General features: G+C 68.5%; 27 protein-coding genes. 14 read left to right on the forward strand and 13 right to left on the reverse strand.

The annotated features are described in order from the left end of the window. Positions 1-31 precede the first annotated feature (31 nt). Entirely contained in the window at positions 32-1030 is a 999-nt protein-coding gene (locus ACMGFH_RS19570) for a formyltetrahydrofolate deformylase (protein ID WP_415380273.1), read from the reverse strand. Between the two features lie 280 nt (positions 1031-1310). On the opposite strand from ACMGFH_RS19570, the gene purS reads away from it, so the two are divergent. Then, positions 1311-1562, forward strand: a complete 252-nt coding sequence (gene purS / locus ACMGFH_RS19575; protein WP_415380274.1) for a phosphoribosylformylglycinamidine synthase subunit PurS — start codon at positions 1311-1313, stop codon at positions 1560-1562. Next, the gene (gene purQ, locus ACMGFH_RS19580) at positions 1559-2236 is read left to right on the forward strand and encodes a phosphoribosylformylglycinamidine synthase I (RefSeq protein WP_415380276.1); all 678 of its coding nucleotides are present in this window, start codon (positions 1559-1561) and stop codon (positions 2234-2236) included. Before purS ends, purQ begins: the two co-directional genes overlap by 4 nt. A 471-nt stretch (positions 2237-2707) precedes the next feature. On the opposite strand, the gene ACMGFH_RS19585 is transcribed toward purQ, so the two are convergent. Together ACMGFH_RS19585 and ACMGFH_RS19590 are read right to left on the reverse strand one after the other, a co-directional pair. Further along, positions 2708-2893 carry a hypothetical protein gene (locus ACMGFH_RS19585; RefSeq protein ID WP_415380277.1) on the reverse strand — a complete coding sequence of 62 codons (186 nt, stop codon included), beginning with the start codon at positions 2891-2893 and terminating at the stop codon, positions 2708-2710. A gap of 63 nt (positions 2894-2956) precedes the next feature. Next, positions 2957-3487 carry an NUDIX hydrolase gene (locus ACMGFH_RS19590; protein ID WP_415380278.1) on the reverse strand — a complete coding sequence of 177 codons (531 nt, stop codon included), beginning with the start codon at positions 3485-3487 and terminating at the stop codon, positions 2957-2959. A 127-nt stretch (positions 3488-3614) separates the two neighbouring features. Between ACMGFH_RS19590 and ACMGFH_RS19595 the strand changes: the two genes are divergently transcribed. Further along, positions 3615-4337 (forward strand): ABC transporter ATP-binding protein, encoded by a 723-nt coding sequence (locus ACMGFH_RS19595; RefSeq protein WP_415380279.1) that lies wholly within the window; start codon positions 3615-3617, stop codon positions 4335-4337. A gap of 37 nt (positions 4338-4374) precedes the next feature. Next, on the forward strand, positions 4375-5619 hold the full coding sequence (locus ACMGFH_RS19600) for an ABC transporter permease (RefSeq protein ID WP_415380280.1): 1245 nt from the start codon (positions 4375-4377) through the stop codon (positions 5617-5619). A 353-nt stretch (positions 5620-5972) separates the two neighbouring features. Here the strand turns inward: ACMGFH_RS19600 and ACMGFH_RS19605 are convergent, their stop codons facing one another. From ACMGFH_RS19605 to ACMGFH_RS19620, 4 genes are all read right to left on the reverse strand, one after another. After that, complete coding sequence (locus ACMGFH_RS19605) at positions 5973-7109, reverse strand: archaeosine biosynthesis radical SAM protein RaSEA (RefSeq protein WP_415380281.1); 1137 nt, start codon at positions 7107-7109, stop codon at positions 5973-5975. A gap of 188 nt (positions 7110-7297) precedes the next feature. Next, on the reverse strand, positions 7298-9265 hold the full coding sequence (locus ACMGFH_RS19610; protein ID WP_415380283.1) for a hypothetical protein: 1968 nt from the start codon (positions 9263-9265) through the stop codon (positions 7298-7300). A gap of 172 nt (positions 9266-9437) precedes the next feature. After that, positions 9438-11240 (reverse strand): archaeosine synthase subunit alpha, encoded by a 1803-nt coding sequence (arcS, locus tag ACMGFH_RS19615; RefSeq protein ID WP_415380285.1) that lies wholly within the window; start codon positions 11238-11240, stop codon positions 9438-9440. A gap of 102 nt (positions 11241-11342) precedes the next feature. Beyond that, a complete protein-coding gene (locus tag ACMGFH_RS19620; RefSeq protein ID WP_415380286.1) occupies positions 11343-11660 on the reverse strand; it encodes a hypothetical protein in 318 nt (105 codons plus the stop codon). 162 nt (positions 11661-11822) lie between these two features. Here ACMGFH_RS19620 and ACMGFH_RS19625 point away from each other — a divergent pair, with 162 nt between their 5' ends. The 6 genes from ACMGFH_RS19625 to ACMGFH_RS19650 all read left to right on the forward strand — a co-directional run bounded on the left by ACMGFH_RS19625 (position 11823) and on the right by ACMGFH_RS19650 (position 16734). Beyond that, a complete protein-coding gene (locus tag ACMGFH_RS19625) occupies positions 11823-12020 on the forward strand; it encodes a hypothetical protein (RefSeq protein WP_415380288.1) in 198 nt (65 codons plus the stop codon). Positions 12021-12111: 91 nt separating this feature from the next. Continuing rightward, complete coding sequence (locus tag ACMGFH_RS19630) at positions 12112-12810, forward strand: type 1 glutamine amidotransferase domain-containing protein (RefSeq protein WP_415380289.1); 699 nt, start codon at positions 12112-12114, stop codon at positions 12808-12810. Between the two features lie 465 nt (positions 12811-13275). After that, positions 13276-13956, forward strand: coding sequence for a uracil phosphoribosyltransferase (gene upp / locus ACMGFH_RS19635; protein ID WP_415380291.1), 681 nt, complete (start codon positions 13276-13278; stop codon positions 13954-13956). Between the two features lie 55 nt (positions 13957-14011). Continuing rightward, positions 14012-14956, forward strand: a complete 945-nt coding sequence (locus ACMGFH_RS19640; protein WP_415380292.1) for an EamA family transporter — start codon at positions 14012-14014, stop codon at positions 14954-14956. A gap of 129 nt (positions 14957-15085) precedes the next feature. After that, on the forward strand, positions 15086-15676 hold the full coding sequence (locus tag ACMGFH_RS19645; RefSeq protein WP_415380293.1) for an NUDIX domain-containing protein: 591 nt from the start codon (positions 15086-15088) through the stop codon (positions 15674-15676). A 110-nt stretch (positions 15677-15786) separates the two neighbouring features. Continuing rightward, positions 15787-16734, forward strand: coding sequence for an aldo/keto reductase (locus ACMGFH_RS19650; RefSeq protein ID WP_415380294.1), 948 nt, complete (start codon positions 15787-15789; stop codon positions 16732-16734). Between the two features lie 111 nt (positions 16735-16845). On the opposite strand, the gene ACMGFH_RS19655 is transcribed toward ACMGFH_RS19650, so the two are convergent. Beyond that, entirely contained in the window at positions 16846-17076 is a 231-nt protein-coding gene (locus tag ACMGFH_RS19655; RefSeq protein ID WP_415380295.1) for an Lrp/AsnC family transcriptional regulator, read from the reverse strand. 1 nt (position 17077) lies between these two features. Beyond that, positions 17078-17758: a potassium channel family protein gene (locus ACMGFH_RS19660; RefSeq protein WP_415380296.1), complete on the reverse strand. Its 681-nt coding sequence runs from the start codon at positions 17756-17758 to the stop codon at positions 17078-17080. A gap of 172 nt (positions 17759-17930) precedes the next feature. On the opposite strand from ACMGFH_RS19660, the gene ACMGFH_RS19665 reads away from it, so the two are divergent. Further along, positions 17931-18161 (forward strand): Lrp/AsnC family transcriptional regulator, encoded by a 231-nt coding sequence (locus ACMGFH_RS19665; protein ID WP_415380297.1) that lies wholly within the window; start codon positions 17931-17933, stop codon positions 18159-18161. 102 nt (positions 18162-18263) lie between these two features. Here the strand turns inward: ACMGFH_RS19665 and ACMGFH_RS19670 are convergent, their stop codons facing one another. Further along, positions 18264-19331 carry a thiamine pyrophosphate-dependent enzyme gene (locus ACMGFH_RS19670; protein WP_415380298.1) on the reverse strand — a complete coding sequence of 356 codons (1068 nt, stop codon included), beginning with the start codon at positions 19329-19331 and terminating at the stop codon, positions 18264-18266. Positions 19332-19823: 492 nt separating this feature from the next. On the opposite strand from ACMGFH_RS19670, the gene ACMGFH_RS19675 reads away from it, so the two are divergent. Continuing rightward, complete coding sequence (locus ACMGFH_RS19675) at positions 19824-20174, forward strand: hypothetical protein (protein WP_415380299.1); 351 nt, start codon at positions 19824-19826, stop codon at positions 20172-20174. A 30-nt stretch (positions 20175-20204) separates the two neighbouring features. Here the strand turns inward: ACMGFH_RS19675 and tmk are convergent, their stop codons facing one another. Further along, positions 20205-20810: a dTMP kinase gene (gene tmk / locus ACMGFH_RS19680; protein WP_415380300.1), complete on the reverse strand. Its 606-nt coding sequence runs from the start codon at positions 20808-20810 to the stop codon at positions 20205-20207. Between the two features lie 874 nt (positions 20811-21684). On the opposite strand from tmk, the gene ACMGFH_RS19685 reads away from it, so the two are divergent. Next, positions 21685-22974, forward strand: coding sequence for a PQQ-binding-like beta-propeller repeat protein (locus ACMGFH_RS19685; protein WP_415380301.1), 1290 nt, complete (start codon positions 21685-21687; stop codon positions 22972-22974). A gap of 30 nt (positions 22975-23004) precedes the next feature. Here ACMGFH_RS19685 and ACMGFH_RS19690 read toward each other — a convergent pair whose 3' ends face one another. Beyond that, positions 23005-24246, reverse strand: coding sequence for a hypothetical protein (locus ACMGFH_RS19690; RefSeq protein ID WP_415380302.1), 1242 nt, complete (start codon positions 24244-24246; stop codon positions 23005-23007). A gap of 85 nt (positions 24247-24331) precedes the next feature. Further along, positions 24332-24799 carry an NUDIX domain-containing protein gene (locus tag ACMGFH_RS19695; protein ID WP_415380303.1) on the reverse strand — a complete coding sequence of 156 codons (468 nt, stop codon included), beginning with the start codon at positions 24797-24799 and terminating at the stop codon, positions 24332-24334. A gap of 155 nt (positions 24800-24954) precedes the next feature. Here ACMGFH_RS19695 and ACMGFH_RS19700 point away from each other — a divergent pair, with 155 nt between their 5' ends. Further along, a complete protein-coding gene (locus tag ACMGFH_RS19700; protein WP_415380304.1) occupies positions 24955-25518 on the forward strand; it encodes an NUDIX hydrolase in 564 nt (187 codons plus the stop codon). Positions 25519-25527: the final 9 nt, after the last annotated feature.

Genomic DNA, 25527 nt, shown 5'->3' on the forward strand with positions numbered 1-25527 from the left:
CTCCGGTCGGGAAGCGTCTCCTCCGTCCGAGTCAGTCGCCGGCTTCGGCTTCCGCCTCGGCCTCGCTCTCGTCGCCATCGTCCTGCTCGGCGACGTACTCGCCGAGGCCGTCGATCGGTCGGTCGGGGTTTGCCTGTTCGAGGTCTTCGGGGGCGCCCAACTGCGCGTCGGTCGATTCAGGGTCGCGCAGTTTCGTCCGCCCGCGGTGGACCGTCACCTCGTCGTTGAGGTGCAGGTCGATGGCCTCCAGCAGCGCCTCGGCCTCCAGCGGCTGGCCGATCTGCTGGAGTTCCTCCTCGGTCGCGTCGTCGGGAACGTTGAACGCCCGCTGGGTGATGACCGGCCCCTGGTCGAGGTCGGTCGTCACGTAGTGGGCGGTGACGCCCGCGATGCGGACGCCCTCTTCGATGGCCTGCATGTACGCCGACGCGCCCGGGAACGCCGGGAGCAGCGACGGGTGGACGTTGATAATGCGGTCCTCGTACCGGAAGACCACGTCGGGGCTGAGGATGCGCATGTAGCGGGCCAGCACGACGAGATCGGTGTCGTACTCGTCCAGCAGGTCGAGCAGTTCGTCCTCGTCGGGCGTGCCTTTCTCGTCGCCGATGTCGTGGAACGGCACGTCGTACTTCTCGGCGAGCGGTTCGAGGTCGGAGTGGTTCCCGATGACGACCTCGACGTCGGCGCCCAGGTTCCCGCTCGCCCACGCCTCGAAGATCGCTTCCAGACAGTGGGACTCCTTGGTGACGAGAACGGCGATCTGCTGGGTCTCGCGGTCGTCGGGGAAGCGGACCTGTACGTCGACACCGAGTTCGTCGCCGAGTTCGTGGAGGTTCTCCCGCAGCGTCTCCTCCTTGACGATCATCTCGGACGTGTCGACCCGCATGGTCATGCGGAAGACGCCTTCGCGGACCGCCTGGTCGAGGTCCTCGATGTTGATGTTGCGCTCGAAGAGCGTCGAGGTGATCTCCGCGATGAGTCCCGTGTCGTCGTCGCCGACGACGACGATCTCGGTCAGTTCGCGGGTCATCGCGACCACCTCGGCCGGACGCGGCCCGGCGAGTGTGTGCGTGAGCGGACAGTCATCGGGTATCGCTGACGGGCGTCGGCATCTAAAGGCTTCCCGTCGGCCGTCGTCGACCCGCACGGGCCGACACCGGTCATCCGGCCATCACGGGCCGACGACGAGCGCGCGATCCGCGTCCGCGGGCTGGCAGACCAGCCCGACGGCTGGCAGCCCGTCGAGTTCGAGACCGCCTGACCGACACGAGTCACAAGCGTTTTGGCCGCCGGTGACCGCTCTTCTCGCAATGACGGCCTACACCGCGACGGTCGAGGTCCGGCTCAAACACGGCGTCCTCGACCCCGAGGCGGAGACGACCGAACGCGCGCTCGAACGGCTCGGCTTCGAACTGGACGACCTGCGAGCCGCCGACCGCTTCGAGGTCGACCTCGACGCCGAGAGCGCCGACGACGCCCGTGAGCGCGCCGGCGAGATGGCCGAGCGACTGCTCGCTAACCCGACCATCCACGACTACGAGGTCAGCGTCGAGGAACGATGACCGTCTCCGTCATCCAGTTCGGCGGGAGCAACTGCGACCGCGACACCGTCCAGGCGCTCGCCCACCTCGACGTCGACGCCGAACTCGTCTGGCACGAGGACGGGCTCCCGGCCGACACCACCGGCATCGTCCTCCCCGGTGGCTTCTCCTACGGCGACTACCTCCGCGCCGGCGCGATGGCCGCTCGCTCGCCCATCATGGACGAGGTCCGCGACGCCGCCGAGTCCGGGACGCCCGTCCTCGGTATCTGCAACGGTGCCCAGATCGGCTGCGAATCGTCGCTCACCCCCGGCGCGTTCACGACCAACGAGAGCGCTCGCTTCCAGTGCGAGCGCGTCCACCTCCGCGTCGAAAATGCCGACACCCCCTGGACCGACCACTTCGAGGAGGGCGAGATCGTCGAGTTCCCCATCGCCCACGGCGAGGGCCGCTACGAGATCGACGACGAGCGCCTCGACGAACTCGAAGCCGACGACCGCGTCCTCTTCCGCTACTGCGACGAGGACGGCGAGGTCTCCCCCGAGGCCAACCCGAACGGCTCGAAACACAGCGTCGCCGGCGTCCTCGGCGAGCGGGACTCCGTCGCCGTCCTGATGCCCCACCCAGAGCGGGTCTCCCTGCCCGACATCGGCCACACCGACGGCCAGGGCGTCCTCCGCGCGTTCGCCGAATAACGATCTTCCGCGTTCTGTCTCGACTTCTCGACGTACCGATTGGCGCGCGCTGTCGAGTGGCGCGAGGTCGACTAGTGAGGGACCGAAGGTCCCTCATACCATGCGAACGGGCGGCGAAGCCGCCCGTGAGCAGACGAAGGGAGACCTCGATGCGAACGGGGTCCTGTCGAACGAAGTGAGACAGGGCTCGGAAGACGAGCGGAGCGAGTCTTCCGGTGAGCGAAGCGACCCGTGAGCGTCCCGAGCGAACGCGAGGGAACGAGACGGAGCCGTGCGAGGTCTTCGGGAGGGTAGTGACCGAAGGCTCGGAAGACGAGTGAAGCGAGTCTTCCGGTGGATGAGCGAGGGAACGGAGTGATTGAGCGAATCGGTTGGGGAGGCGTGAGGCGCGGTGCTGTGCAGTAGAATCCCGGTTGCGTGAGAGATCGAACCGGAATTTCCCGGCACAGACACCATTGAAAACGACCGGTTTCAGGAGTCGCGCTCGTTCTGCAGTTCCTCGACTTGTTGCTCCAGTTCGTCGATCCGCTCGTCTTTCCCGAAGTCTCCGAACCGTCGGACGAGGAATACGATAGCGCCGGCGATGCCGACGAAAAACGCGAATATCATCAGGAGGATCATCAACTCGGTGGCGCCGGGTATCTGGAGGGGGACCATCACGGCGGAGTGTATCGCGGCCGACTTGTAGGTCTGGTGTTCGTTCGGTCGTCCCCGGACTGACTATCGACCTGAGTCCAGGTCCCGCGCGAATTCGTAAACCTCGCGCGTGTACTCCGGATTGAACACGTCCTCGGGCAACTCATCGAGCCAGCACGCGTCGGTGATCTCCTCGTCGGGATCGCCCAGGTCCCGCGCGCGGTCGACCTCGGGATCGGTCGCTCGCGCGAGGAAGTGGACGAAGCGCATCTCGGCGCTTCGCTCCCCGTCGGTGACCAGGCTCTCGTCGACGCCCAGGGGCCGCACGGGCTCGATCCCGACGCCGGTCTCCTCGGCCACCTCGCGAACGACCGCACTGGACAGCCCCTCGCCGTCCTCGACAGCACCGCCGGGCAGCGTCCACTCGGTCGGATAGGCTTCGTTGCGGATGGCCAGTAGCCGCCCGTCCGCGTCGAAGGCGACACCGCCGACGCCCCATCCGGACCGGAACACCTCGGACTCGCCGATCTCCTCGAAGCGCTCGGCGTCGACCGCGTGGCGCTCCGAGTTCACGACCAGATCGTCGTACCGCTCGCGGGGATCGGTCCGCTCCATGGACGACCGTTTCGTCTCGCACTCGAAAATGTCACCGGAACACGGCCGCAATCCGCCGAGCACGACGCTCCGCGTTCGTCGCCAACCAGAACAGTCAACTACCTGATGGGCGCACCTGCCGACCAGCATGGCCGCCCAGGCAGTTCAGGTGGAGAACCTGCGGAAGCGCTACGGCGACGTACAGGCCCTCGACGGCCTCTCCTTCGAGGTCCGGCCGAACGAGATATTCGGGCTGGTCGGCCCCAACGGGGCGGGGAAGACGACGACGCTGCGGACGCTGGCAACGCTGCTCAACAAGGACGACGGGACGGTGACGGTCGCCGGCCACGACGTCGACGGCGACCCCGACGCCGTCCGGCGGGCGATCCGCTACCTGCCGGAGGACGCGGGCGCCTACGAATCGATGAGCGGCCGGCAGTTCCTGGGGTTCGTCGCAGACTTCTACGCGGAGGGAGACCGAGCCGAGGCGATGGTCGAACGCGGCGTCGAGATCGCCGACCTCGGCGACCGCATCGACGACGACACGCAGGCCTACAGCAAGGGCATGACGCGCAAACTCCTGATCGGGAGCGCGCTGATGACCGACCCCAACCTCGCGATCCTCGACGAACCCACCTCCGGACTGGACGTGCAGAACAGCAAAGTCGTCCGAGAGGTCGTCAAGGGGTTCCCCGACGACCAGCGGTCGATCCTCCTCTCCAGCCACGACATGCTCGAAGTCGAGTACCTCTGTGACCGCGTCGGCCTGCTCAACGACGGCGTCATCGTCACCAGCGGTTCGCCCGCGGAGCTGATGGCCGAGTACGACGCCGAGAACCTCGAAGACGTCTTCCTGGAGGTGGTGGCGTGAGCCGCGCCGCGACCACTCGCCGCGTGGAGGTGTGCGGATGAGACCCTTCACTCGCCTCATCTGGAAGGAAGCGAGGGAACTCCTGCGGCCGCGCTACATCCTGCCGATCCTCCTGCTCCCGCTCATCTTCGTCGGGATGGGCCAGGGGTTCAGCGGCGTCGAGGCGCAACTCGGTCAGGAGCCGACGGTCGGCGTCGTCGACCGCGACGGCGGCCAGTACGGCGACGTCGTCGCCGCCACGCTGGACAACGAGTCGAAGCTCGCCTACCGAGCGGCGAACGGCTCGGTCGAGACGGCGATGAACGAGACGACCGCCGCGGGCGGAAGCGCGGTCGTCGAGATACCCGCGAACTTCACCGAGCGGATACGGGCCGGTGAGCGCGGGCGCGTCCACCTCTACACGAGCGTCGAGAGCGTCAGCATCGTCGGCATCGCCAGTTCCGCGCAGGTCGAGGAACTGCTCTCGCAGTCGGCGCAGAACGTGACCGTCGCCGTCACCGGCGCGACCGAGGCCCAACTCGACCCGATCGAGCGCGACCACACCACCTACGTGAAGGGCCGGCAGCTCTCGGCGCCGCCCGGCGTCGTCTCGACCGCGTTCACCTCGCAGTTCATCTTCGTCCCGGTGATCATCATGCTCGCCATCGTCTTCTCGGGGCAGATGGTGATGAACTCGATGGCGAGCGAGACCGAGCACAAGACCCTGGAGACGCTGCTGTCGATGCCGGTCGAGCGCCGGTCGATCGTCGCCGCCAAACTCGTCGGCGGGTCGGTCGTCGGCCTCATCGCGACCGCGCTCTACACCGGCGGCATCGCCGTCAGTAACCTCTCGATCGGCGAGGTCGGCGGGAGCAGCGCGCTCACACTCGGTGCCGGCGACTACCTGCTCGTCGGCGTCTCGCTGTTTTTCACGCTCGTGGGCACGCTCGCCGTCGCGCTCTGTCTCGGGCTGTTCGCCGACAGCCAACAGGGCGCGCAGATGCTCCTGCTCCCGCTGTCGGGGCTCGCCATCGTCCCGATGTTCGCGACGATGTTCACCGACGTGGACGTGCTCGGACCAGCGGCGAAGGGAATCCTACTCGCGATCCCCTTCACCCACCCGATCATCGCGCCCAAGCGGTTGCTGTTCGACGACCGCGGCCTGGTGCTGGCGGGCATCGGCTACGAGATCGTCTTCGCCCTGGCCGCGGTGTGGCTGGCGGTGAAACTCTTCGAGTCCGACCGGCCGATCACCGGTAACGCCGGCTGGCTCGACCGGCTCGTCCGCCTCCTGCAGCAGTGACTCGCTCGGCGGACGCTCGGGCTCTGTCGATCCGCTCGTCGCCGCGCGTCGCATCGACTCCGCCGACGTTCGTCGCCCGACAGCGCCTCCGCTCGGCGGTTCGGGAAGATAGGATAGGGAACGTAGGGGTCTGGAGCGTGTGACAGTCGGGGTCTCCAGGGCCCCTACGAGGTCGTTGATCCCTGATGCATAAAAACCCACGGCAACCGGAGTGAAAGTGTAACCGTGCGACACCGGGGGCCCGTGATGTGTCAAATGTTCGCATGACGCCGATATCGGCGGGGTCCGTTTCGAGTGGAGCCGGGTCGATCCGAGCCGGGTCGAGAGCGAGGTCGAACCGGACCGCGTCGCGGCTATCGCGCGAGCGGGAGGGAGTAGCTCCGTTCGCGTTCGACGACGGCCTCCCAGGTCCGTTCGCACTCGCAGGACACCTGGTCGAACACCGAGGGGTCCTGCCGCTGGTCGAAGTCCTTGACGGCGCGCTGGACGCGGTCGTCGCAGTCGCCGCAGTTGTGCGGGCCGCGGTCGGAGCCGTGGCCGACGGGGTCCGAGACCACGATGCCGTCGACGTCGGCGGTCGATTCGAGCACTTCGGCGACCGACCAGAGCCACGGCGGGCGGTAGCCACCGTCGTGGTACAGATCCTCGACCATCGTGTACCGCTGGACGTTACAGGGGTTCATCGAGACGGTGTGGCACCCCTCGACGTCGAGACAGCGGCGGACGGAGCGTTTCATGTCCGCGACGGCCTCGCCCTCCGAGAGGAACGGCGGCTTCATCAGCAGGTAGGCCTTGATCCCGCCGCGTCCCTCCTCGCGGCTCCCGTCGGTCGCCGCTCGGTCACCCGGCGGTGGTCGCTCCGCTCCCACCGCCCGCGCCTCCGCGCAGGCGTCCTCGAAGTCGGCGAAGTCGAAGTACTTGTTCACGCAGTCGCGTCTGACGCGGTCTGTGGCAGTCTCCAGCCCGATGGCGACGTCACAGTCCAGTCCCTGCTCGGTGAACTCGCGGATCTTCTCGCGGTCGACGAAGTCGGGGAGCGACTCGACCACCATGCGGTCGCGGTCGCCGAAGGTGTCGGCGATGGCCTGTCGCGTCTCGGCGGGCACCTCGCGCTCGTCGAGGAAAGACCCGGAGGTGTAGATCTTGATCAGGTCGGCGGGGTCGTCCGCGTTCTCTTCCTCGTGGTCGAGGCAGGCCCGGATCTGCGCCATGAGGTCCTCGTGGGCGACGCTCCCCCCCTCGACGGACTCGGCGACGTAGCCGCACATCGTGCAACCGCCGGCGCGCGCCCAGCGGCAGCCGCCGGTGTTGAGGATGATGGTGAGGGAATCGACGAACCCGCCAGGGGTGTTGTCCTCGTCGAGCCAGACCCGCGTGGGCTCGCGCGGGTCGTAGCTGGCGTCGTTGCGCGAGCGCACCTCGCGCATCACCTTGTTGTGGGCGTCCATCCCCTTGTCCTGCTCGTAGACGTCGGGGCTCGGTTGACTCATTGTCCCGCTCTATCCGGTCAGTCGATAAAACCTCGGCGGTCACAGATTTCTCCGAAATCTGTGAGCACGAACGCCGACGCAGTCGGCGTTCGGCGGTCCCGATGTTCGCGGAGCGAACTCGGGACTACGAGAGGCGGCTCTGCCGTCTCTCGACGGTCACGACTTTGGGACTCCGAAAACGTGGGGGGTCACCTCGGCATCGTCAGCGTCCACCAGCGGAACTCGCCGGCGAGCACGTCGACCGCCGGCAGCGCCGAGGGGCCGTAGTGCATCAGCACGAACGCCGTCAACAGGAGGTAGATCGTCGCCAGCCCGACAGCCGCTCCGAAGGCGCCAGCCGCGACCGTTTCGGCCCGGTCGTCCCACTGGCTGAGCAGGAGGGCCAGCGCGAGCGCAGTCGCGACGACCAGCGACGCGAGACCGAACTGCTGGACGACCTGTCCCTTGGCCGTCTCGAAGACGAGCAGGCTACCGAACGCGATCGGCGCACCGAACAGGACGGTCGCCTCGTAGCTCAGGACCGCGGTCCGAGTCTGCGCCTGAAGTATCGACCGGATCCGTGGGATCCGGAACAGACCGTACACCGCGAGCGGATACAGGGGGTGGAGGTAGCGAACGGTCACCATGGCGTGGACCGGGAGTCGGTTCATGTACAGACAGGTCAACAGCGCCGCGAACACGACGACGACTAGATCGACCGGGTCGACGGCCTCGCGGAGCCGGACCGTTCCCGCCCGGAGTTCACCGATCCGTCGCCGGAGCGGCAGCGCGACCAGTGTTACGACGACGGGGGCGGACTCGACGAGCGAGAGGTTCGTCCCGCCGTCGAAGAAGATGTTGCTCGTTTCGTGGTTGTTCCGGCCCCAGTGGAAGGCGATCTGGGCGACCTCGCCCGGTTCAGTGAACATCACCACGAAGCCGTTTACGTACATATCGGTGGCACGCTGGAGTAACGGGGCGATGGCGTCGAACTTGCCGAGGACGGCACCGAGCACCGTTCCCAGAACCGCGACGGGCCAGAACCCGTCCGATGCGGTTCCGTCGGTGGCTCCTCCGTCGCCGATCCCGCCGTTGCCATCGCCCCCGTTCACCCCACCGCCGGGGATCTCGGTCGGAGACTGTCCGTGATACGAATTCATGAAGTGCGGCGGGAGCAGCGGATTCCCCGAGATCAGCACGTTCGTCACCAGGAACGGGACGAGCGAGAGGGCGAACATCCCTCCGACGACCGCCAGCGTCCGCGCATCGTTTCGCCGTGCGGTCGGGACGTCGACCACCGCGAGCGCCGCCAACAGGGTGAACCCCTCCGGCGCGTGCACCCAGGCGAGCAGCCCCGCACAGGCATACGCCCCTCCCCGGAAGCGCCTCGCGTTCCGCTCCGATTCGTCCTGCTGCCGGCTCCGCGCGAAGGCGTAGAGGGCGAGGACGACGAACATCGCGGTGAGCGTGTGGCGCTTCGGCGTCGTCGCCCAGAACGCAACCGGCGTTCCCAGCAGGACTGTGGCCCCGCCCAAGAGGCCGACAGTCTCACCGTGTCGGTCGGCGAGCAGGCGATAGACGGCGACGACGATGATCGCCCCTGCAAGCATCGTCGACAGCTGCAGCGCCATGATAGTCAGGTCGCTCTGGAACGGCTTGTGGAACCAGGCGTTGCCGATCAAGGCTACTGCAGCGAGAACGACGCCGACGACGAGTCCGCGGCGGCGCCGACCGATCTGCTCGCCGACGAGCGTACACGTCGCCAGCGCCAGCCCGCTCCAGCCGACGACGACGAGCCAGCGGAGGTCGACCAGCGGGTCGAGCAACTCCAGCCCCCAAAGGACGGGGAGTGAGAGCCCGACGACGCCGTATCCGCGACCGTAGACCATCCCGTCTGTGTGGTGCATACCCGGGTAGCCGTAGTCGAGCTCGCCCATCGGTCCGAACGAGAGGTACCCCTCGCTCATCCGTTTGAGCATCGGCACGAACAGCCCGATATCGTTGAAGAAGACGCCGACGCGCCAGGTCAACACGAACAGCGCGAGCGACCCGCAGAAGAGCGCGAGTCCCGGCCGGCCGCCGAACAGCGTCCGCGTCAGCGTCCCGGCGAGCGCCGCGAGGCGGTCGCGTTCCGCCTCCGCCGGGAGCCACGAGTATCGAGCCGAGTCACCGCTCACGCGACCGCCCTCCCGCGCCGCGTCGTCGCGCCTGCAGCCTCGCCGGTCGCTCGGTCCGCGGAATCACGTTGCACCGAACTTTCCCGTTCCCCGAGATAACTATTGCGGGGGGATTATCGAAGGCGATAGCGGCGGCGGAGGCGAGTCCGTCTCGGCTCCGGTCTCGTGAACGTCACTCCAGTTCGTCGACGTGACGGACCTCCGCGGCGATCCCGCGCGTGGAGGCGGCCATCTCCGGGCCGGTCATCTCGGCGCGGCCGACGGCGAAGGCGCTCGGTCCCTCGACGACGACCTCGTCGCCGACGCGGATCGACTCGTCGGCGTCGACGACGCCCGGCGCGAGCACGCTCCCGTGGGGGACGAAGTCGTCGATCTGGACGCGCTTGGTCGGCGCGTCGCTCTCGACCCAGCGGCGGGCGCCCGCGAGCGTGAACGCGAGCGTCCCGTAGGGCCGGACGACGACCGCGAGTTGCTCGCCGTCGCCGTCGTGCGCCTGCAGACCGGGCTGGCTCCCCCGGATCGTGAGGTCGTCGAACAGCGCGTCGCCGGCGCCGTCGCCGAACTGGTAGTCGGCGATGGCCCTGACGGTGTTGTGCTGGCGCTCGCGCTTGCCGTACGTCGGCTCGCCCGAGAGCTCGCTGGCGAGGTTGCCCAGCGAGTCCGTCGTGGTGGGGTGGTCCTCGACGGTGTAGGTGAACTCCGTCCCGAGGCGCTCCTCGACGCGCTCGCAGATCGGGCGGTAGTCCTCGGGGACGTGCGCGATGACGCGCGGGTAGTCGGTGCGTTCGAGATAGCGCTCCAGCACGTTCGCGACGAACTCGACCTCGTTGGCGCTCCAGCGGCCGGTCACCACGGAGTCGTAGTGCTGGGCGGGGTAGGTGAGTTCGAGTTCCTGCGGCACGACGCCGATGGGCGAGGTCATCGACACCTTGTGCGCGCGCCACTGGATCGCGTCGTGGTACTGGCGGTGGCTCTGGGAGTCGCTGTACGGTTTCGCCGCCGAACACGGCACGAGGACGAGTGGGTTGTCGAAGCGGTTCCGGTACCGGGAGGTGACGCGCTCGGCGAAACGCTGGATCTCGACGCGGCGGATCGTGTCCTCGGTCGCCGCCGTGATCTCCGCCTGCCGGAGGACCGGCGTGCGCTCCTCCAGGTACCCGTACTGCTGGTCGAGCCGGCGGAACGTGGCCGTGAGCCACTGCTCGTGGCGGGCCTGGCCCTCGATGTAGTCGCGCAGTCGGCCGTCGCGGATGCGCCGGCGGACTGTCTTGAGCGCGGCGGCCAGCGCGTTGACGTTGTGCCGGGCGCAGTCGGCCCGGTCGAATTCCTCGCGGGGCTGCTGGCAGACCGGGCAGGCACAGGGCAACTCGTCGAGATCTTCGAGGAACTGGTGGCCGTCGACGGTGAGGTAGCGACCCTGTGTCCCGCGGATCACGGCACGGTCGGCGTCTACCAGGTCGACGCCCGCGTAGACCAGCGTCGCGACGTTCGCGGGCGTGGCGACGCCCGGCAGGTAGAGCGCGGTGTCCGGCGGAATCGCCTCTCGCACCTGAATCATCGCGTCGACGAACGCACGGGCGTGGCCGACGAGGCCGGGTGCACCGGAGAGGACGTAGGCGTCCGTCCCGTGGTCGGCGGCCGTCTCCATCGAGACGACGGCGGCGCTCGGGAAGTCGACGTCGGGGTGCTCCGCGTCGAAGGCTTCCTGGACTTCGTCGGGCGTCCCCGCCGGGAACCCGCGGGAGGGGAGGACAGTGAGGCGGGAGTCGTCGCCATCGGGGGCGTCGGGCTCGGTCGCCCAGCCGCTTCCGGGATCGGAGAGAACCGGGTGGGCGAGGCCCGCTTCGGGCGCGGTGTCGCCGTCGGCGCGGTCCGCGTCGGTGACGAGCGCGGGCGTCGTCACCGGCGAGTCGAGGCGCAACTCGGCGAGACGGGCCGCGCCGTCGCGCTCGTGGACCTCGAAGTGGTCGGTCATGTCTCTCTCGTCGGCGTGTGTCGGGATGAGGCTATCGTCTCGGCCCCGTCGGCGGTACTGCGGTAGAGAGCCCGCGGTTCCGCGGCGGTCGCGACCCGGCGATCAGACGACGAGTGGCAGCGCCAGCAGGCCGATGACGCCGACGCAGGCCACCGTCGCCAGTACCAGCCGCTCGAAGCGGTCGCCGACCGGCACCTCCTCGCGATGGGACGGCCGGAGCGTCCAGACCAGTCGGTAGTAGGTCCCGGCGGTCGCCGCGAGGAAGAGCGCGGTCGAAACGGCGACGCCGTAGCCGATCGGGAGCCCGAGCGCCGCGAAGTACAGCGGTCCGTACGAGTACGCGACCGCGAAGGCGACGCCCGTCACCACCAGGAACGGGACCGGGTCGACCGCCGTCCCCTCCCGATTCCGGAGCTTCATACGCCCGGTTGGGCGCGAACGCTCCTACGTCTTGGCCGGGCGTGTTCAAGGCCGCCGGCGCAGGCGGTCGGGGGAGGGGGCCGGATCGGGACGAGGTGGACACCGATCGCCCGAGTGGCACCGGCCCACACACCTAAGAGGACGGCGGCCGCGCTCGTGGATATGGCGACGGACGGCGGGACGCCATCGGACGGCGACATCCGCGTGCTGCTCGCGCTCGACGTCCTCCTCTCGCTTCTGTTCAGCGTCGGCGTCGTCTACGCGCTGGACCTCGCGGGGATCGGCGAGTTCACCTGGGCGAACGTCGGCGTCGCGACGCTGTTTCTCGCCGTCGTGACGTACGTCGCCGTCTTGCGGTGAGGCGCTGCCGGACTGGCTTCTCTCGGGCGGTTCCGGCAAGGCCGTCGGGCGGAGGATCCCTTACCAGTCTCGCGACCGTAACGCGCACGCTATGACATCCGCACTGTTCGTCGTCAGCGAGGAAGGGTATTGGGCCGAGGAGTGCGTGGAACCGCTCACTACGCTCGAATCCGCGGGCGTGGACGTGACGGTCGCGACGCCCTCGGGCGATCCGCCGGTCGTCGACGAGCGGTCGATCGACCCCGACGAGGTGGGCGAGGAGACCGCCGAACGCGTCCGCGAGGTCCACGAGAACCACGAGGAACTCAACGACCCCGAGCCCGTCGCGCGAGTCGACGCCGCCGACTACGACGCCGTGGCGTTCCCCGGCGGCCACGGCACCGAGTGGGACGTCAACCAGGACAGACACGCCCGGGCGCTGCTGCGCGACGCCGTCGCCGGTGCGGACGGCAAAGCGCTCGTCGTCTGTCACGCCGTCGGCATCCTCGCGTTCACGCGCACCGACGACGGCGAGTTCCTCGTCGACGGGCGCGACGTGACCGGCTTCCCCAACGAGTGGGAGAAGGGTATCGTCGACGACGACGACCGGATGCCCGACGGCCGGAAGCTCCCCTACTGGGTCGAAGACGAGGTGAAAGCCGCCGGCGGCAACTGGGACGCCGAACTCGACGCCGACGCGAGCGTCACCGTCGACGGCGATCTCGTCACCGCACGCGGCCCCGAATCGTCGTCGGCCGCCGCGCAGGCGCTGCTCGACGAACTCGGCGTCGCCGCCGCGGCCGGCGACTGAGGCCGCGGTCTCGCTTCGCTGTTCGCGTATTTTTCGACTCGATCGCAGACTGGTGACCACTCAATCAGGCGCGCGCTGTCGCGGGTTTCATCCCGCGACAGCAGTCGCGCGAGGGATGAGAAGCGCACCGAGCGGAGCCTGCGGAGCGAGGGAGCATCGCAGTCGGCTGGGGTGGTGTGTGGCGCGGTGCTGTGTGGGCGGTCCTGCTGTCCTGGTGGACTGAAAGGGCGAGGCGCGCTCGCGCGGTGTGCGCGGGCCCTACCCGAGGGAGCGACAGCGACCGAGGATATCCCGCACAGACCGTGCGAGCGGGCCGAGGGCTTTCATCGCCTGTTGTTTCCTGCGGTTGCTCAAACTGCTAGCGAGCGGACGTCACTGCCGCAAACGACAGTCTCGCCGAGAACGAACACACACACCGCAGCTAGCCGCGGTGGATATTTGGGGGGCCCGCACGGAGACGGGCGTATGACGATCGAAGACCGCGGCGACGCGAGCCTCGTCACGCACGCGCTCGCCAGGGACATGCTGACACAGCTGCGCGACGTGGAGACCGAACAGGTGGCGTTCCGGAAGGGGCTGGTCAAACTGGGCCGGATCTGCGGCTACGAGATCATCGACGGCGCGATGGAGACGGAGTACGTCTCGGTTCAGACGCCGCTCACCGAGACGATGGGCGAGCGCGTCAAGGGCCTGGACGACGTCGTCATCGTCAACGTTCTCCGCGCGGCCACGCCCTTCGTCGAGGGGCTGCTCAAGGCGTTCCCGCGCGCCCGCCAGGGCGTCATCTCCGCCAGCCGCGACGAGGAAGCGGGGATGGACGACGACGGCGAGTTCCCCATCTCCGTCGACTACGTGAAACTCCCCGACATCGAGCCCGACGACACCGTCATCGTCGCCGACCCGATGCTGGCCACGGGATCGACGATGTGCGCCGTGCTGGAGCGCGTACTCGAAGGCCAGCCCGACCCCGAACACCTCTTCGTCCTCTCGGCCGTGAGCGCGCCCGAGGGGCTCGTCCGAGTCGGCGAGGCCGTCCCGCAGGCTGATCTGCTGACCGTCGCCATCGACGACGAACTCGACGACGACGGCTACATCGTCCCCGGACTGGGCGACGCGGGCGACCGGGCGTTCCGGACGACCGAGTGAGCGGACGTCCGTTCGGCCCCGGAGCGGACGCCGAGTCCGCCGTCCCGGCGTCGCGATGACGCATCTGGTCGCGGGCGTCGCGATGATGCAACCGTTCGCGGGCATCGACGTTACGCAGTCGGTCGTCGGCGTCGGGTTCGCGGTGCTGGCGGCGCTGGCCTTCGCCGCCCAGAGCCTCACCGTCCGTCTCGGCACGCGGACCCGGTCGATCACCGAGGTCGTCGCGGTGATGTTCGGCGTCAATCTGCTCGTGTTGCTCCCCGTCGCCGGCGCCAGCGCGTATCCGGATTACGGGCTGACGGGGACGGCGGTCGCCGCGTTCGCCGTCGCGGGGGTACTCGGGTCGCTCCTCGCGCGGGCCTGTTACTTCGTCGGCATCGAGCGACTGGGAGCGAGCCGCGCCGAACCGCTCCGGGCGCTCGTCCCGCTGTTCGCGCTCGCGGCGGCCCTCCTCGTGCTGGACGAACGCGTGACGCCAGTCCTGCTCCTGGGCGTCGCCCTCCTCCTCGCGGGCGGCGTCGTCGTGACCCTCGACAGCCGGACGGTGCCCGGGACCGAGTCCGGCCGACAGCTACTGATCGCACTCTCCTTCCCGGTGGCCGCCGCGCTGTTTCTCGGCATCGACCCGATATTCACGAAGATCGGGTTCGCGGACGGCACGCCGGCGCTGGTGGCCGTCACGGTCCGCGTCGCAGCGGCGGCGGCCGGATTCGGCCTCTATCTCCTGTGGCGGGCGGTGCGCGAGGGCACCGCCCCGTCGATCGGCGTGAATCGGTGGCTCGTCGGCGCGAGCGTCGCCAACACGGTGTATCTGCTCTCGTACTACGAGGCGCTCGCGCGGACGCCGGTCACGGTCGTGACGCCCATCCTGAGTACGAGCACGCTGTTCGTGATCGGGGGTGCCGCGCTCTTCCTGCGGAAGGACGAGCGGGTGACGCGGCGGCTCGTCGCCGGAGGACTGCTCGTCGTGCTCGGCGTGGTCTTCGTGGTCCGCGGCTGAGGCCGTCGGACGGTCGCGCTCCCCGTAGCAACGCCAGCGGACGGCGATAGCGACTGCCCACGGCGCCGCATCTCCCTCACGATCGTTTCGACGGCACCGTTACGTGCTCGGGCCGCGTTCGGTGTGGGTATGGCTAACTTCCCACCAGATTACTGCCCGTACTGCGGGTCCGAACTGGACCTCGTGGAGGGGCCGACGGTGTATCGCTGTGACGCCTGCGACGACTTCGTGTTCCACAACGCCGTCCTCGGTGGCGGAATCGTCGTCGTCGACGGGGACAGGCTGTTGCTCGTCGAGGACTTCCGGGAGGCGGGAACGTGGAAGATCCCGGAAGGTGTGCCGGAAATACCCGAATCCCCGCGCGAAGGCGTCGCCAGGGAACTCGAAGAGGAGACGGGACTGTCCGTCGACCCGGACGAACTCGTGTACCTCTACGACGTCGGGAAGGAAGTCGCCGAGGACATGTTCAGGATGCACGTCTACTACGCGGTCGACCGCAGCGAGACGACGGGGCCGCTCGAAGCAGGCTCGGACGCGACGGACGCGCGATTCTGGACGCCGCGCGAGTTCGAGGAGTCCGAGCACGTGCTGCGCGATATGCCCAACCCCGACGAGACCCGCTCGTGGAAGATGGGCCTGGACGTGCTGCGCGACCAGTCGAAGCAGGCCCTGCAGCGCGAGTCGCGCTACGCCGACCTCTTCGCGCCGCACGTGAAGTGACGACGGAAGCGGACGCGTGAATCGGTGACCGAAGCGGGCGTGCGAGTCTGTCCAGTCCCAGCAGCTTCCGCTTCCGCTACGGTTAACCGGGCTCCAGTCGGTTTCAGTCCATGGAATACACAAAACTCGGCTCGACGGGGCTCGACGTCTCCCGACTGTGTTTCGGGACGTGGCGGTTCAACAAGACCGGGAGCGACGGGACCGTCGAGACGGACCGCGATCAGGCGCACGAACTGCTCGACGCGTTCGCGGAGGCCGGCGGCAACTTCGTCGACACCGCCAACAGCTACGGGAACGGGAAGTCCGAGGAGTGGATCGGCGAGTGGCTCGCCGACCGCGACCGCGAGGACTACGTGATCGCCTCGAAGGTGTACAACGCGGGCGTCAGCCGCTTTTCGAGCAACCTCTCGCGCAAGAACATCCGCGCGGAGATCGAGGGGAGCCTCGACCGGTTGGACACCGACTACCTCGACGTCTACTACATCCACCGCTGGGACGACGACACGCCTATCGCGGAGACGCTCCGGACGCTCACCCGCCTGGTCGAGGAGGGGAAAGTCCACTACCTCGCGGCGTCGTCGATGGCGGCGTGGAAGCTCATGAAGGGGCTCTCCGTGAGCGAAGTCGAGGGCCTGGAGCGGTTCGAGGCCACCCAGCCGCGGTTCAACGCCGCCGACCGGCCGCAGGACTATCTCGACGTCTGCGCCGACCAGGACGTCGCGGTCTGTCCGTACTCGCCACTCGACGGCGGGTTCCTGACGGGGAAGTACGAGCAAGGCGACGCCGAGGACGGGTCGCGCGCGGCGCTGCACGACTGGGACATGGAGTTCTCCGACCGGCAGTGGCGCGTGCTCGACGCCGTCCGCGCGGTCGCCGACGAGGTCGACGCCACGCCCGCACAGGTCTCGCTACGGTGGCTCGCCGACCAGCGCGAGTTCACCTGCGTCCCGATATTCGGCGCTCGCACGACCGACCAGATGGACGAGAACCTCGGCGCGATGGACGTGTCGCTCTCGGCCGACCAGTTCGACCGCATCACCGACGCGTATCACGACTGACGGCCGCGTCGGCCGGACGACCAGTCTCCGAGGGGTCACTCTCTGCCCGCTCGAATCGAGAGCTAGACGCGGCAGCCGACACGTCGACCGGAGAAGAGACTCGCAGAACCGCTAATCCATCGCGACGTAGGTCTGTGTGTCCTCGATGCCGTCGATGTTCTGGATGTGGGTGGCGGCGACGGCCTTCACATCGGCGGTCTCCGCGACGTCGACGGTGGCGATGAAGTCGACGTCGCCGGCGACGATGTAGGCGCTCTCGACGCCGTCGACGTCGAGGATCTCGGACTTGAGTCGCTCGGCGTCGCCGGAGTGGGCCTTGACCATGACGTAGGCGCGCACCATCTCAGGCACCCCCCTTCGCCGAGACGGCCTCGCCGACGACGATCTGGCGCACGTCGTCGAGCTTCTCGAAGTCCGCGAGGACGGCGAGCGTGTCCCCGACTTCGAGGGAGACGTCGTCGTCCGGGATCGTGAGGGCGCTCCCCTTCTTGCCGAACGCCAGCAGTTCGGTGTCGGAGGGGAGTTCCAGTTCGCTCAGTGTGTACCCGCGCATGGGGGAGTCGGCGGAGACGGTGAGTTCGACGAGCTGGAGGTTCTGCGCGATGTCGGCGACGGCGCGGATGTTCCCGCCCAGCAGGGCGTTCTTGGTGACGATGGCGCCGAGGCGCTCGGGGTAGATGACCTCGTCGACGTCGGAGGCGTACTTGCGGTAGATATCCTCGCGGTACTCCTCGTCGATGCGCAGGACCGTGCGACAGCCGTAGTGTTTCGCGACCATGCAGGCGACGAAGTTCGTCGAGAGGTCGCCCGTCAGCGCGCCCAGCGCGTCGGCGTCGCCCAGATCCGCCGACAGCAGGACCTGTTCGTCGCTACCGTCGCCCTCGATGACCTGGTAGCCCTCCGCCTTCGCGCGGTCGACCTTGCTCGGGTCGCGTTCGATGAGGACCACGTCGTGTCCGCTGTCTTCGAGTGCCCGCGCCGTCCGGAGCCCGACGCGGCCGGCACCCACGATAACGAATCGCATGTCACTCCGTACGGCGAGGCGGGGAATAAAGGTACCTCCGCTCGCCGCTCGCGACCCACCGAGACCCGTTCCGGACGCAGGTGTGTGCAAGCGTGTCACTCGGCTCGGTTTCTCCGGGTTTCGGCGCGTCGGGGGAAGGTTTTTGGCCTGTCCAGCAGAAGTTTCGAGTACGATGGTGCGGGCCTTTATCATGGTGAAGACGGCGGCCGGAAAGTCCGAGGAACTCCTGGCGTCGATCCGCGAGATCGACGGCGTCGAGGAGGCGCACATCGTCGCCGGACAGTACGACATCATCGTCGAGGCGACGGGCGAGGAGGTCTACGATCTGATGCACGGCGTCGCGACGAAGCTCCGCGATCTCGGCGGCGTCGCCGACACGAAGACGTACATCTGCCTCGACTGACCGCGCCGCCTCTCCCGCCGTCCGCGACTCTCCCGGCACGGCTGCTCCGGAGCCGCCGGCTCCCGGTTCATTCTCGACTGGTGCGACCGCGTTCGGCCCGTCTCACTCCCGCGTTCGCTCGCGGTCGACGACGGCCCGCCGCTGTGCGGCGACCCGCGGCGGCAGCGTCGCGTACGCGTAGTCGAACGCCTCCCCCGGGTCGGACTCGGGCGTCGACTCCGCGGCCGCGACGGCCTCGTCCAGTTCCGCGTTCGCCCGCTCGCGTGTGCTCTCGACGAATCCGTCGTCGACGACGCCCTCCTCGCGGAGGTACGCGGCGGTCCGTTCCAGCGGATCGGCGGTGCGCCACTCGGGCAGATCCACCTCGCCGCGGTAACGGTCTGGGTCGTCGCTGGTCGAGTGGGCGCCCTGGCGGTAGGTGAGGCTCTCGACGAGCACCGGGTCACCCGCGCACGCTCGCTCCCGGGACTCGGCGACGACTTCGTAGACCGCCAGCGGGTCGTTCCCGTCGACGCGGAGGCCGTCGAAGCCGTAGGCGCTGGCCTTCTGGGCGATCGTCTCGCTTCTGGTCTGGCGCTCTTCGGGTAGGCTGATCGCCCAGTGGTTGTTCTCGCAGAAGAAGACGACCGGCGCCGAGAACACCCCGGCGAAGTTCATCGCCTCGTGGAAGTCCCCCTCCGAGGTCGCGCCGTCGCCGAGGTACGCGCAGACCGCGTGGTCCGCGTCGAGGTGGGTCGCCGCCATCCCCGCACCGACTGCGTGGGGGAGCTGCGTCGCGATGGGCGTCGCAGCGGTAAAGGTCGTCCCGCTGCGACCGGTCTCTCGATTCTCGGCCGTCGAGTCGCCCGTGGGCCCGTCGGGTTCGAACCCCGAGAGGCCGCGTCTGAAGCGGAGGATGTCGGCCGGGGGTCGGCCGCGGGCGAGTTGCATCGCGTTCGACCGGTACGTCGGGAACAGCCAGTCGTCGTCGGCCAGCGCGTGGGCCGCGCCGACCTGTGACCCCTCCTGGCCCTCGAACGGAGGATAGCCGCTCATCCAGCCTCTGCGCTGGAGCGCGACGGCCCGGTGGTCGAAGACGCGGGCGCGAACGATGTCCCGCAGGAGCGACCGTGCTAGGTCGGGATCGACGCTCGTCTCCGCCAGCGACCGCTCGCCGATGACGCGGTGCATTGGGACGATTTTGGTGTGGCGTCGTGAAAGCGATTGCGTCGGGTTCGAGGGACCGTGACCGCGACGGCGAGTAGATACGAGAGAACCACCGCGAACAGCGTGAAAGCCCCCGGACCCTGCGCTCCCGGGACTCGCTGCGCTCCTCGTTCGCTTCGCTCACTCCGGTGCTTACGTCGTCCGGGTTCCCGCAGGGTCCGGCCCCTTTCAGTCCCACCCGTGCCGACTGGCTCGACAGTCTGAGCGGGTGGGACTGAAAGGGGCGGCCTGCTTCGGGAAGCACGGCGCAGTAAGCACTGCAGCGAACGCAGTGAGCGAAGGGCGCAGCAAGCCGCGCGACCGAAGCAGGTCGGGGCTTTCACGCTGTTCGCGGTGTCGCTCGGATGCTCACTCGCGACCCTGCCATCCACGGCACGCTCGGAATCGAACTCGTAGCGACCACCGTCACTCACTCGCAGTCGACACCTCAAAGAGCGCGCGTCGCCAAGCGGGGGTATGGTCACGGCCATCGAGGCGGTCGAACTGGTCTTCATCCTGCTGGTCCACAGCGCCGTCGCCGCCCTGATGACGCGCTTTTTCCGCGTGCGCCTGAAGACGCGCTGGGGTGGGTTCCTCTACGCCGCCCTCATCGTCCCCGTCGCGCTCCTCCTCTCGACGCTGGTGTTCAGCGGCATCCTCCCGCTCGGTCCGAACCTGGGGTCGGCCGGCGTCGTCGTCACCGTCGTCATCCTCCTCCCCACGGTGACCGGCATCACCTTCGACTACTTCTGGATGCCCTCCCCCGACGAGGTCGACCTCCCCGAGCGCTGGGACGACGACCGGCCCAGCCGCTACGAGAACCGCTGACCCGGAAACAGATCCGCCTCCTTCGCCTTCTCACTCCCCGAGCAGATCGAGGACGGCCGATTCCACGTCCGTCAGCACCGCGTCCTGCGGGCGGGTCGCGTCGATCCGGACGAACCGCTCGGGGTCGTCGTCGATCAGGCGCTCGTAGTTCTCGCGGACGGATTCGAGGAACTCGACCTGTTCCATCTTGTTCGTCGACCCGGCGCGCCGGGCGCCCGTCTCGGAGTCCACGTCGAGGTAGATCGTCGCGTCCGGGTTCCGGGTGAACGGCGCGTGGATCTCCCGGACGTAGTCGAGCGAGTCGGCGACGTCGAGGTGGGCGTGGTCGGCCAGCGTCGCGCCCTGGTAGGCGTATCGCGAGTCCGAGTAGCGGTCGGAGACGACCAGTCGGTCAGCGGCGAGGGCGGGTCGGATCGTCCGCGACAGGTGGTCGGCGTGGTCGGCGGTGTAGAGGAACAGTTCGGCCACGGAGTCGGCGTCGGCGTCGCCGATCGAGCGCTCGACCGCCTCCCCGTACCACGACGCCGTCGGCTCGCGCGTGAACACCGCGTCGTCGGGGACGGCGTCGCTCTCGGCCAGGTGGTCGGCCGCCGAGGACTTGCCGCTCCCGTCCAGCCCTTCCAGCGTGACGAGCATATCCGAGTGTCTCGGTGCCCTCACGTAAACGACTCGGTGCCCCGCGTTCCAACCCGTCGGAAGCGGTCCCATCAGTCTTTTTTCTGTCGTTCAGTTCGTGTGCTCACATAGAAGTTGTTTCTGTGGATTGAGTCGTGGAATGAAGTGAGATGAGCGCGACCGTTACTGACAGCAAGCGTTGAAAGCCCTCGGCGCGCTCGCGGTCGCTGAGCGACATACCCTCGCTCCGCTCACGGTTCGCTTCGCTCACCGGAAGACTCGCTCCGCTCGTCTTCCGAGCCCTGTCTCACTTCGTTCGACAGGACCACGTTCGCTTCGAGGTCTCCCTGCGGTCGACCTCGCACCGCTCGGATAGGGGTCGCTCAGTCGACTCCGTTCGCTTCGCTCACCGCGAGCACGCCTCGCCCTTTCAGTCCACCAGGATCAGCACCGCACCTCACACCTCCCCACCCGATTGCGGTGCTCACTGCGTTGCGCTCTCTGCTCACGGCGCTGAAGGCGCCGTTCGCATGGTCCGAGGGACCTTCGGTCCCTCGCTACTCATCCCTCACACGACTTCATCGCAGCATAATCGCCGCGACAGCGCGCGCCACCGCGATTGGTCACACTCCAGACTGCACTGAGCATCCGCCGAGCGAAGCGAGGCGGTTCACCGGTCGCAAGGGAGCGAAGCGACCGCCGCGACCGGCCTTTTTCACCACCGGAAGACGGTTCTGCTCGTTCGCTTCGCTCACTGCGCGGACTGCGACTTCCGAGCCTCGCCTCGCTCCGCTCGGCGAGACCATGTTTTTGGCTCGGGGGTCGCCTGCGGCGACCCCCGAGCGAAAAAGATGGGGTCGAAAACATCAAATCACCCGCCGACAATGAGCGGGCTATGGACGAGCGGCTCTCACGACGGGCGTTTCTGGGCGCTGTCGGCGCCGGCGCGGCGACGGGGATCGCGGGCTGTCAGGCCGCCCCCGGCGAGACACTCGACAGACGGGTCGAGACGGACGACGAGCCGCTGGACGCGCTCGCCGAGGCGCAGTTCCGGGGCGGACTCCAGCGACGGGGCGTGTACCCAGACGCGACGATCCCGACCGACCCCGAGGTCGAGTGGACGATCCGGGAGATAAACACGGGCGACCACACCGCGGCGAAGGCGAGCCCGATCGAGGTGCCCGGCGGCGACGTCGTCGTCCCCGGTGACAACCGGGAGATCCGGCGGGTCACCCCCGCGGGCGAGGTGGTGTGGACCGCGACCGTCGAGCGGACGGGTCGGGGCATCCACGGGACGCCCGCAGTCGTCGACGGCGTGGTCTACATCGGCGCGTACGACGGCGCGCTCTACGCGTTCGACCTCGAAACGGGCGAGCGCTACTGGCGGACGAAACTCGGCGACGCCATCGGGTCGAGCCCGGGGTATCACGACGGCACCGTCTACATCGCCGTGGAGTACTACGAGCCCAGCGGCGCGATGTTCGGCGTCGACGCCGTCACCGGCGAGGTCGAGTGGGAAGACCAGCGCCCGACGAACCACCCCCACTCGACGTGCGCGATCGACCGCGATGCCGGACGGCTCGTCGTCGGCTCGAACGACGGCGACCTCTACGCGTGGTCGTACCCCGACCTGGACTTCCAGTGGACGTTCTCGACGGGCGAGCCGATCAAGGGGCCCATCGCGACCCACGACGGGAGCGCCTTCTTCGGCTCGTGGGACGAGACGGTCTACCGCGTCGCGCTCGACGAGGGCGTCGAGGAGTGGTCGTTCGAACCGAACAACATGGTGATGTCCGGCCCCTCCGTCGAAGCGGGCACCGTCTACATCGGGTGTCACGACTCGCGCCTCTACGCGCTCAAGGCCGACACCGGGAGGGAACGGTGGTCGTTCGACACCGGCGGATCGCTCATCGGCTGCCCGACGGTCACGAGCGAGCACGTCCTCGTGGGATCGTACGACCGCAACTGCTACGCCGTCGAGAAGTCGACCGGCGACGAAGTGTGGGGCGTCGAGGGCGTCGGCGTCGTGTCGAGCGCGCCGCTGGTCGCCGACGGCGCCGTCTACTTCACCGACCGCGCGTCGAAGGCGTACCTGAACGGTGGCGGCGAGGGCACCGACACCGGATCGGACGAGGAGGGGCAAAGCGGCGGCCTCTACAAAGTCGTCGATCGTGGCGGGGAGTGACGGCAGAAGCGGGTCCGAAGACGGTCGTCCTCAGGGTCGCGCCCGGAACAGCGCGAGCTGGCGGAGTATCGTCCGGTCTTCGAGCCCGCCGGCGAGTGCGCCCGTGAGAACGCCGATCGTGGCGACGAAGCCACCGATCCGCACGAGGTCGACGACCGTTACGGCCGGGTCCTCCAGGCTCGGCCAGTTGGTCATCAGGTTCGGCGGGAAGACGACGAACTCGATGACGAGCATGATCCCGCCGACGAGGCCGAACAGGCCGACCATGCCGAAGAGGAGGATGCAGAGGATCGCGACGTTGAGCAGCGCGACGTGTTCCGTGACGACCCCGCGGCGCTTGCGCGGGACGTTGAGATTCAGCGAGAACACCAGGTAGACCGCCGCCAGCAGGACGCTCACCGTCGCGAACAGGACCGTCGTCCCGTTGTCGAGGTTGAGCCCGACGTCCCACGTCTCTGCGCTGAACACGAGGATGAGCGTCGGGGCGACGGCCGCCGTCGAGAGCTTCGGCAGCGAGAGCGGCAACAGCGGCGCGCGGCTCGTCGCCAGCGCCCGGAGCAACTGCCGCCCGTTCCGCGCCGCGCTCAGCAGGTGGAACCACACCAGTCGGAAGACGCTCCGCGACTCGACCTCTTCCTCCGGGATCGTCGTCGCGATGCGCTCCAGATATCGGCTCACGTCGGCGTCGAACGCGGGGACGTCGGAGCGGTCCGGGTCGAACTCGTAGGGCGCCATGACGCCCCCCGCGGGGTCGTGACCGACGCCGAGCACGTGGCCGATCTGGTGGAGCAGCACGGTCGCACCGTTCCAGCGGACGGCCGACGAGTCGAGCGGTCGCTGGGGCCGGTCGCGGCCGCTGACGCGGAGTCGGTGGGTCGAGACGACGGCGACGCGGCTCAGCGGCGAGGCCAATCCGGCGACCCGTCGGTGGTCGCGCGCCAGCAGCGGAACGTCGGTGACGACGGCGACCAGGTCGTAGGGGCCCTCGACCATGCGCAGCGCCGCCTCGTCGAGGAACTGCGAGGGTCGGCGCGCGTCGGCGTCCGAGAGCTGCTCGGGTTCCTCGGCGTGGAACCGCCAGCCCGCCTCGGTCGCCGCCGCGAGTTCGTCGGCCGCGTCGCCGGCCATTCGCGCCGCGAACTCGGTCAGGCGGTCGGCGTCGGCGCCGGGCGACGCCGCGACGAGCAGCCCCACGTCGACGACCGTGCTCCGGTCGGTGACGGCCCGCGCGGCGACCGGGTTCTCCGTCGCTCGCGGCGTCGACTCTTCCATGTCCCGGGTTCGGTCGCCGGACGGAAAAAGTCGCTCTCGGCTCGGAGTCGGTCGTCACCGAGTCGGCGTCGCCGGCGACTGGCGATCAGTCGCCGCCCAGGTTCAGATCCGCGAGGTACCGCTCGACGTACTCGTGGAGGCCGTCCTCGTCGCCGGTGACGAATCGGTAGTCGTCGTGTTGCTCGTCGAGTTCGACGGACTCGTCGGGGTCGGTCTGGCGGACGCGGTAGACGATATTGACAGTGTGTCGGGAGTCGACGCCGTCGATCGACGACGCGTCCCAGAAGTGCTCGTAGACGCCGACGCGCTCCTCGACGGTCGCCTCGACGCCGAGTTCCTCGCGGGCGATGCGGCGGGCGGCGTCCTCCAGCCGTTCGCCCTTGAAGAGGCGGCTCCCCGGCCAGAACCACTCGCCTCTCGCCGGCGCTTTCGTCCGGTGGGCGAGCAGGACCTGCCCGTCCCGTTCCAGCACGACCTCGACGCAGGTCTGCGGGACGCGCTCCAGTACGGTCGCGAACTCGTCTTCGGGGATGAACTCGTCGTGGACTTCCATGAGGGCGCATCGATCGGCGCGCCCTTTGTCGTTTCGAGGGGCCGCCGCCGCTCGGACCTCGTCGCGCTGCGCCGTACGTCGCCCGTCGAACTCCACCCTGCGCCCCGCTCGCCGCAGCCGATACCCCTAACTCGGTGGCGCCGCCGCTCTCCGCTATGACCGACGAACTCGCCTGGGAGACGCTCGACAGCCGGATATCCTACACCTGCGAAGGATTCGATATCGTCACCGACACCGTCCGCTTCCCGAACGGTGAGGAAGCGGCGTTCGACTACCTCTCGGAGGGCGAGAGCGTGGTCGTCCTCCCCTTCACCGCCGACGGAGACGTGGTCGTCATCGAGCAGTGGCGCCAGGCGGTCGGCCGTGTGAACTGGGCGATCCCCGCGGGAGGCATGGAGTCGGAGGACGCGACTCCAGAAGACTGCGTCGCGCGCGAACTCGAAGAGGAGACAGGGTATCGACCGGGGAGCGTCGAACACCTCACGACCGTCGAACCCACCAACGGCTTCGCCGACGCCGTGTTCCACTACTTCGTCGCCCGCGACTGCGAGCCGACCGGCGAGCAGGACCTCGATTACAACGAGGACATCCGCGTGGAGACGACGAGGTTCGACGCGCTCGTCGACGCAGCCCGCGAGGACGAACTGCGTGACGGCCGGTCGATGCTCGGGGTGCTGTACTTCGCGTTGTTCAGGTCGGACGGGCGAGGCCAAAACTAATGGGAGAGC

The sequence above is a fragment of the Halosimplex rarum genome, from assembly GCF_047715405.1.
Classification (GTDB): domain Archaea; phylum Halobacteriota; class Halobacteria; order Halobacteriales; family Haloarculaceae; genus Halosimplex; species Halosimplex rarum.

Bases quoted from the DNA above. Each gene is read 5' to 3' on its own strand.
- ACMGFH_RS19665 (WP_415380297.1), top strand. From the start codon at position 17,931: ATGGTGCGGGCCTTTATCATGGTGAAGACGGCGGCCGGAAAGTCCGAG.
- ACMGFH_RS19630 (WP_415380289.1), top strand. From the start codon at position 12,112: ATGACATCCGCACTGTTCGTCGTCAGCGAGGAAGGGTATTGGGCCGAG.
- ACMGFH_RS19570 (WP_415380273.1), bottom strand. From the start codon at position 1,030: ATGACCCGCGAACTGACCGAGATCGTCGTCGTCGGCGACGACGACACG.
- ACMGFH_RS19595 (WP_415380279.1), top strand. From the start codon at position 3,615: ATGGCCGCCCAGGCAGTTCAGGTGGAGAACCTGCGGAAGCGCTACGGC.
- arcS (WP_415380285.1), bottom strand. From the start codon at position 11,240: ATGACCGACCACTTCGAGGTCCACGAGCGCGACGGCGCGGCCCGTCTC.
- ACMGFH_RS19620 (WP_415380286.1), bottom strand. From the start codon at position 11,660: ATGAAGCTCCGGAATCGGGAGGGGACGGCGGTCGACCCGGTCCCGTTC.
- ACMGFH_RS19650 (WP_415380294.1), top strand. From the start codon at position 15,787: ATGGAATACACAAAACTCGGCTCGACGGGGCTCGACGTCTCCCGACTG.
- ACMGFH_RS19695 (WP_415380303.1), bottom strand. From the start codon at position 24,799: ATGGAAGTCCACGACGAGTTCATCCCCGAAGACGAGTTCGCGACCGTA.
- ACMGFH_RS19655 (WP_415380295.1), bottom strand. From the start codon at position 17,076: ATGGTGCGCGCCTACGTCATGGTCAAGGCCCACTCCGGCGACGCCGAG.
- ACMGFH_RS19645 (WP_415380293.1), top strand. From the start codon at position 15,086: ATGGCTAACTTCCCACCAGATTACTGCCCGTACTGCGGGTCCGAACTG.
- purS (WP_415380274.1), top strand. From the start codon at position 1,311: ATGACGGCCTACACCGCGACGGTCGAGGTCCGGCTCAAACACGGCGTC.
- ACMGFH_RS19585 (WP_415380277.1), bottom strand. From the start codon at position 2,893: ATGGTCCCCCTCCAGATACCCGGCGCCACCGAGTTGATGATCCTCCTG.
- ACMGFH_RS19640 (WP_415380292.1), top strand. From the start codon at position 14,012: ATGACGCATCTGGTCGCGGGCGTCGCGATGATGCAACCGTTCGCGGGC.
- ACMGFH_RS19590 (WP_415380278.1), bottom strand. From the start codon at position 3,487: ATGGAGCGGACCGATCCCCGCGAGCGGTACGACGATCTGGTCGTGAAC.
- purQ (WP_415380276.1), top strand. From the start codon at position 1,559: ATGACCGTCTCCGTCATCCAGTTCGGCGGGAGCAACTGCGACCGCGAC.
- ACMGFH_RS19675 (WP_415380299.1), top strand. From the start codon at position 19,824: ATGGTCACGGCCATCGAGGCGGTCGAACTGGTCTTCATCCTGCTGGTC.
- ACMGFH_RS19690 (WP_415380302.1), bottom strand. From the start codon at position 24,246: ATGGAAGAGTCGACGCCGCGAGCGACGGAGAACCCGGTCGCCGCGCGG.
- upp (WP_415380291.1), top strand. From the start codon at position 13,276: ATGACGATCGAAGACCGCGGCGACGCGAGCCTCGTCACGCACGCGCTC.
- ACMGFH_RS19660 (WP_415380296.1), bottom strand. From the start codon at position 17,758: ATGCGATTCGTTATCGTGGGTGCCGGCCGCGTCGGGCTCCGGACGGCG.
- ACMGFH_RS19600 (WP_415380280.1), top strand. From the start codon at position 4,375: ATGAGACCCTTCACTCGCCTCATCTGGAAGGAAGCGAGGGAACTCCTG.
- ACMGFH_RS19605 (WP_415380281.1), bottom strand. From the start codon at position 7,109: ATGAGTCAACCGAGCCCCGACGTCTACGAGCAGGACAAGGGGATGGAC.
- ACMGFH_RS19685 (WP_415380301.1), top strand. From the start codon at position 21,685: ATGGACGAGCGGCTCTCACGACGGGCGTTTCTGGGCGCTGTCGGCGCC.
- tmk (WP_415380300.1), bottom strand. From the start codon at position 20,810: ATGCTCGTCACGCTGGAAGGGCTGGACGGGAGCGGCAAGTCCTCGGCG.
- ACMGFH_RS19670 (WP_415380298.1), bottom strand. From the start codon at position 19,331: ATGCACCGCGTCATCGGCGAGCGGTCGCTGGCGGAGACGAGCGTCGAT.
- ACMGFH_RS19625 (WP_415380288.1), top strand. From the start codon at position 11,823: ATGGCGACGGACGGCGGGACGCCATCGGACGGCGACATCCGCGTGCTG.
- ACMGFH_RS19700 (WP_415380304.1), top strand. From the start codon at position 24,955: ATGACCGACGAACTCGCCTGGGAGACGCTCGACAGCCGGATATCCTAC.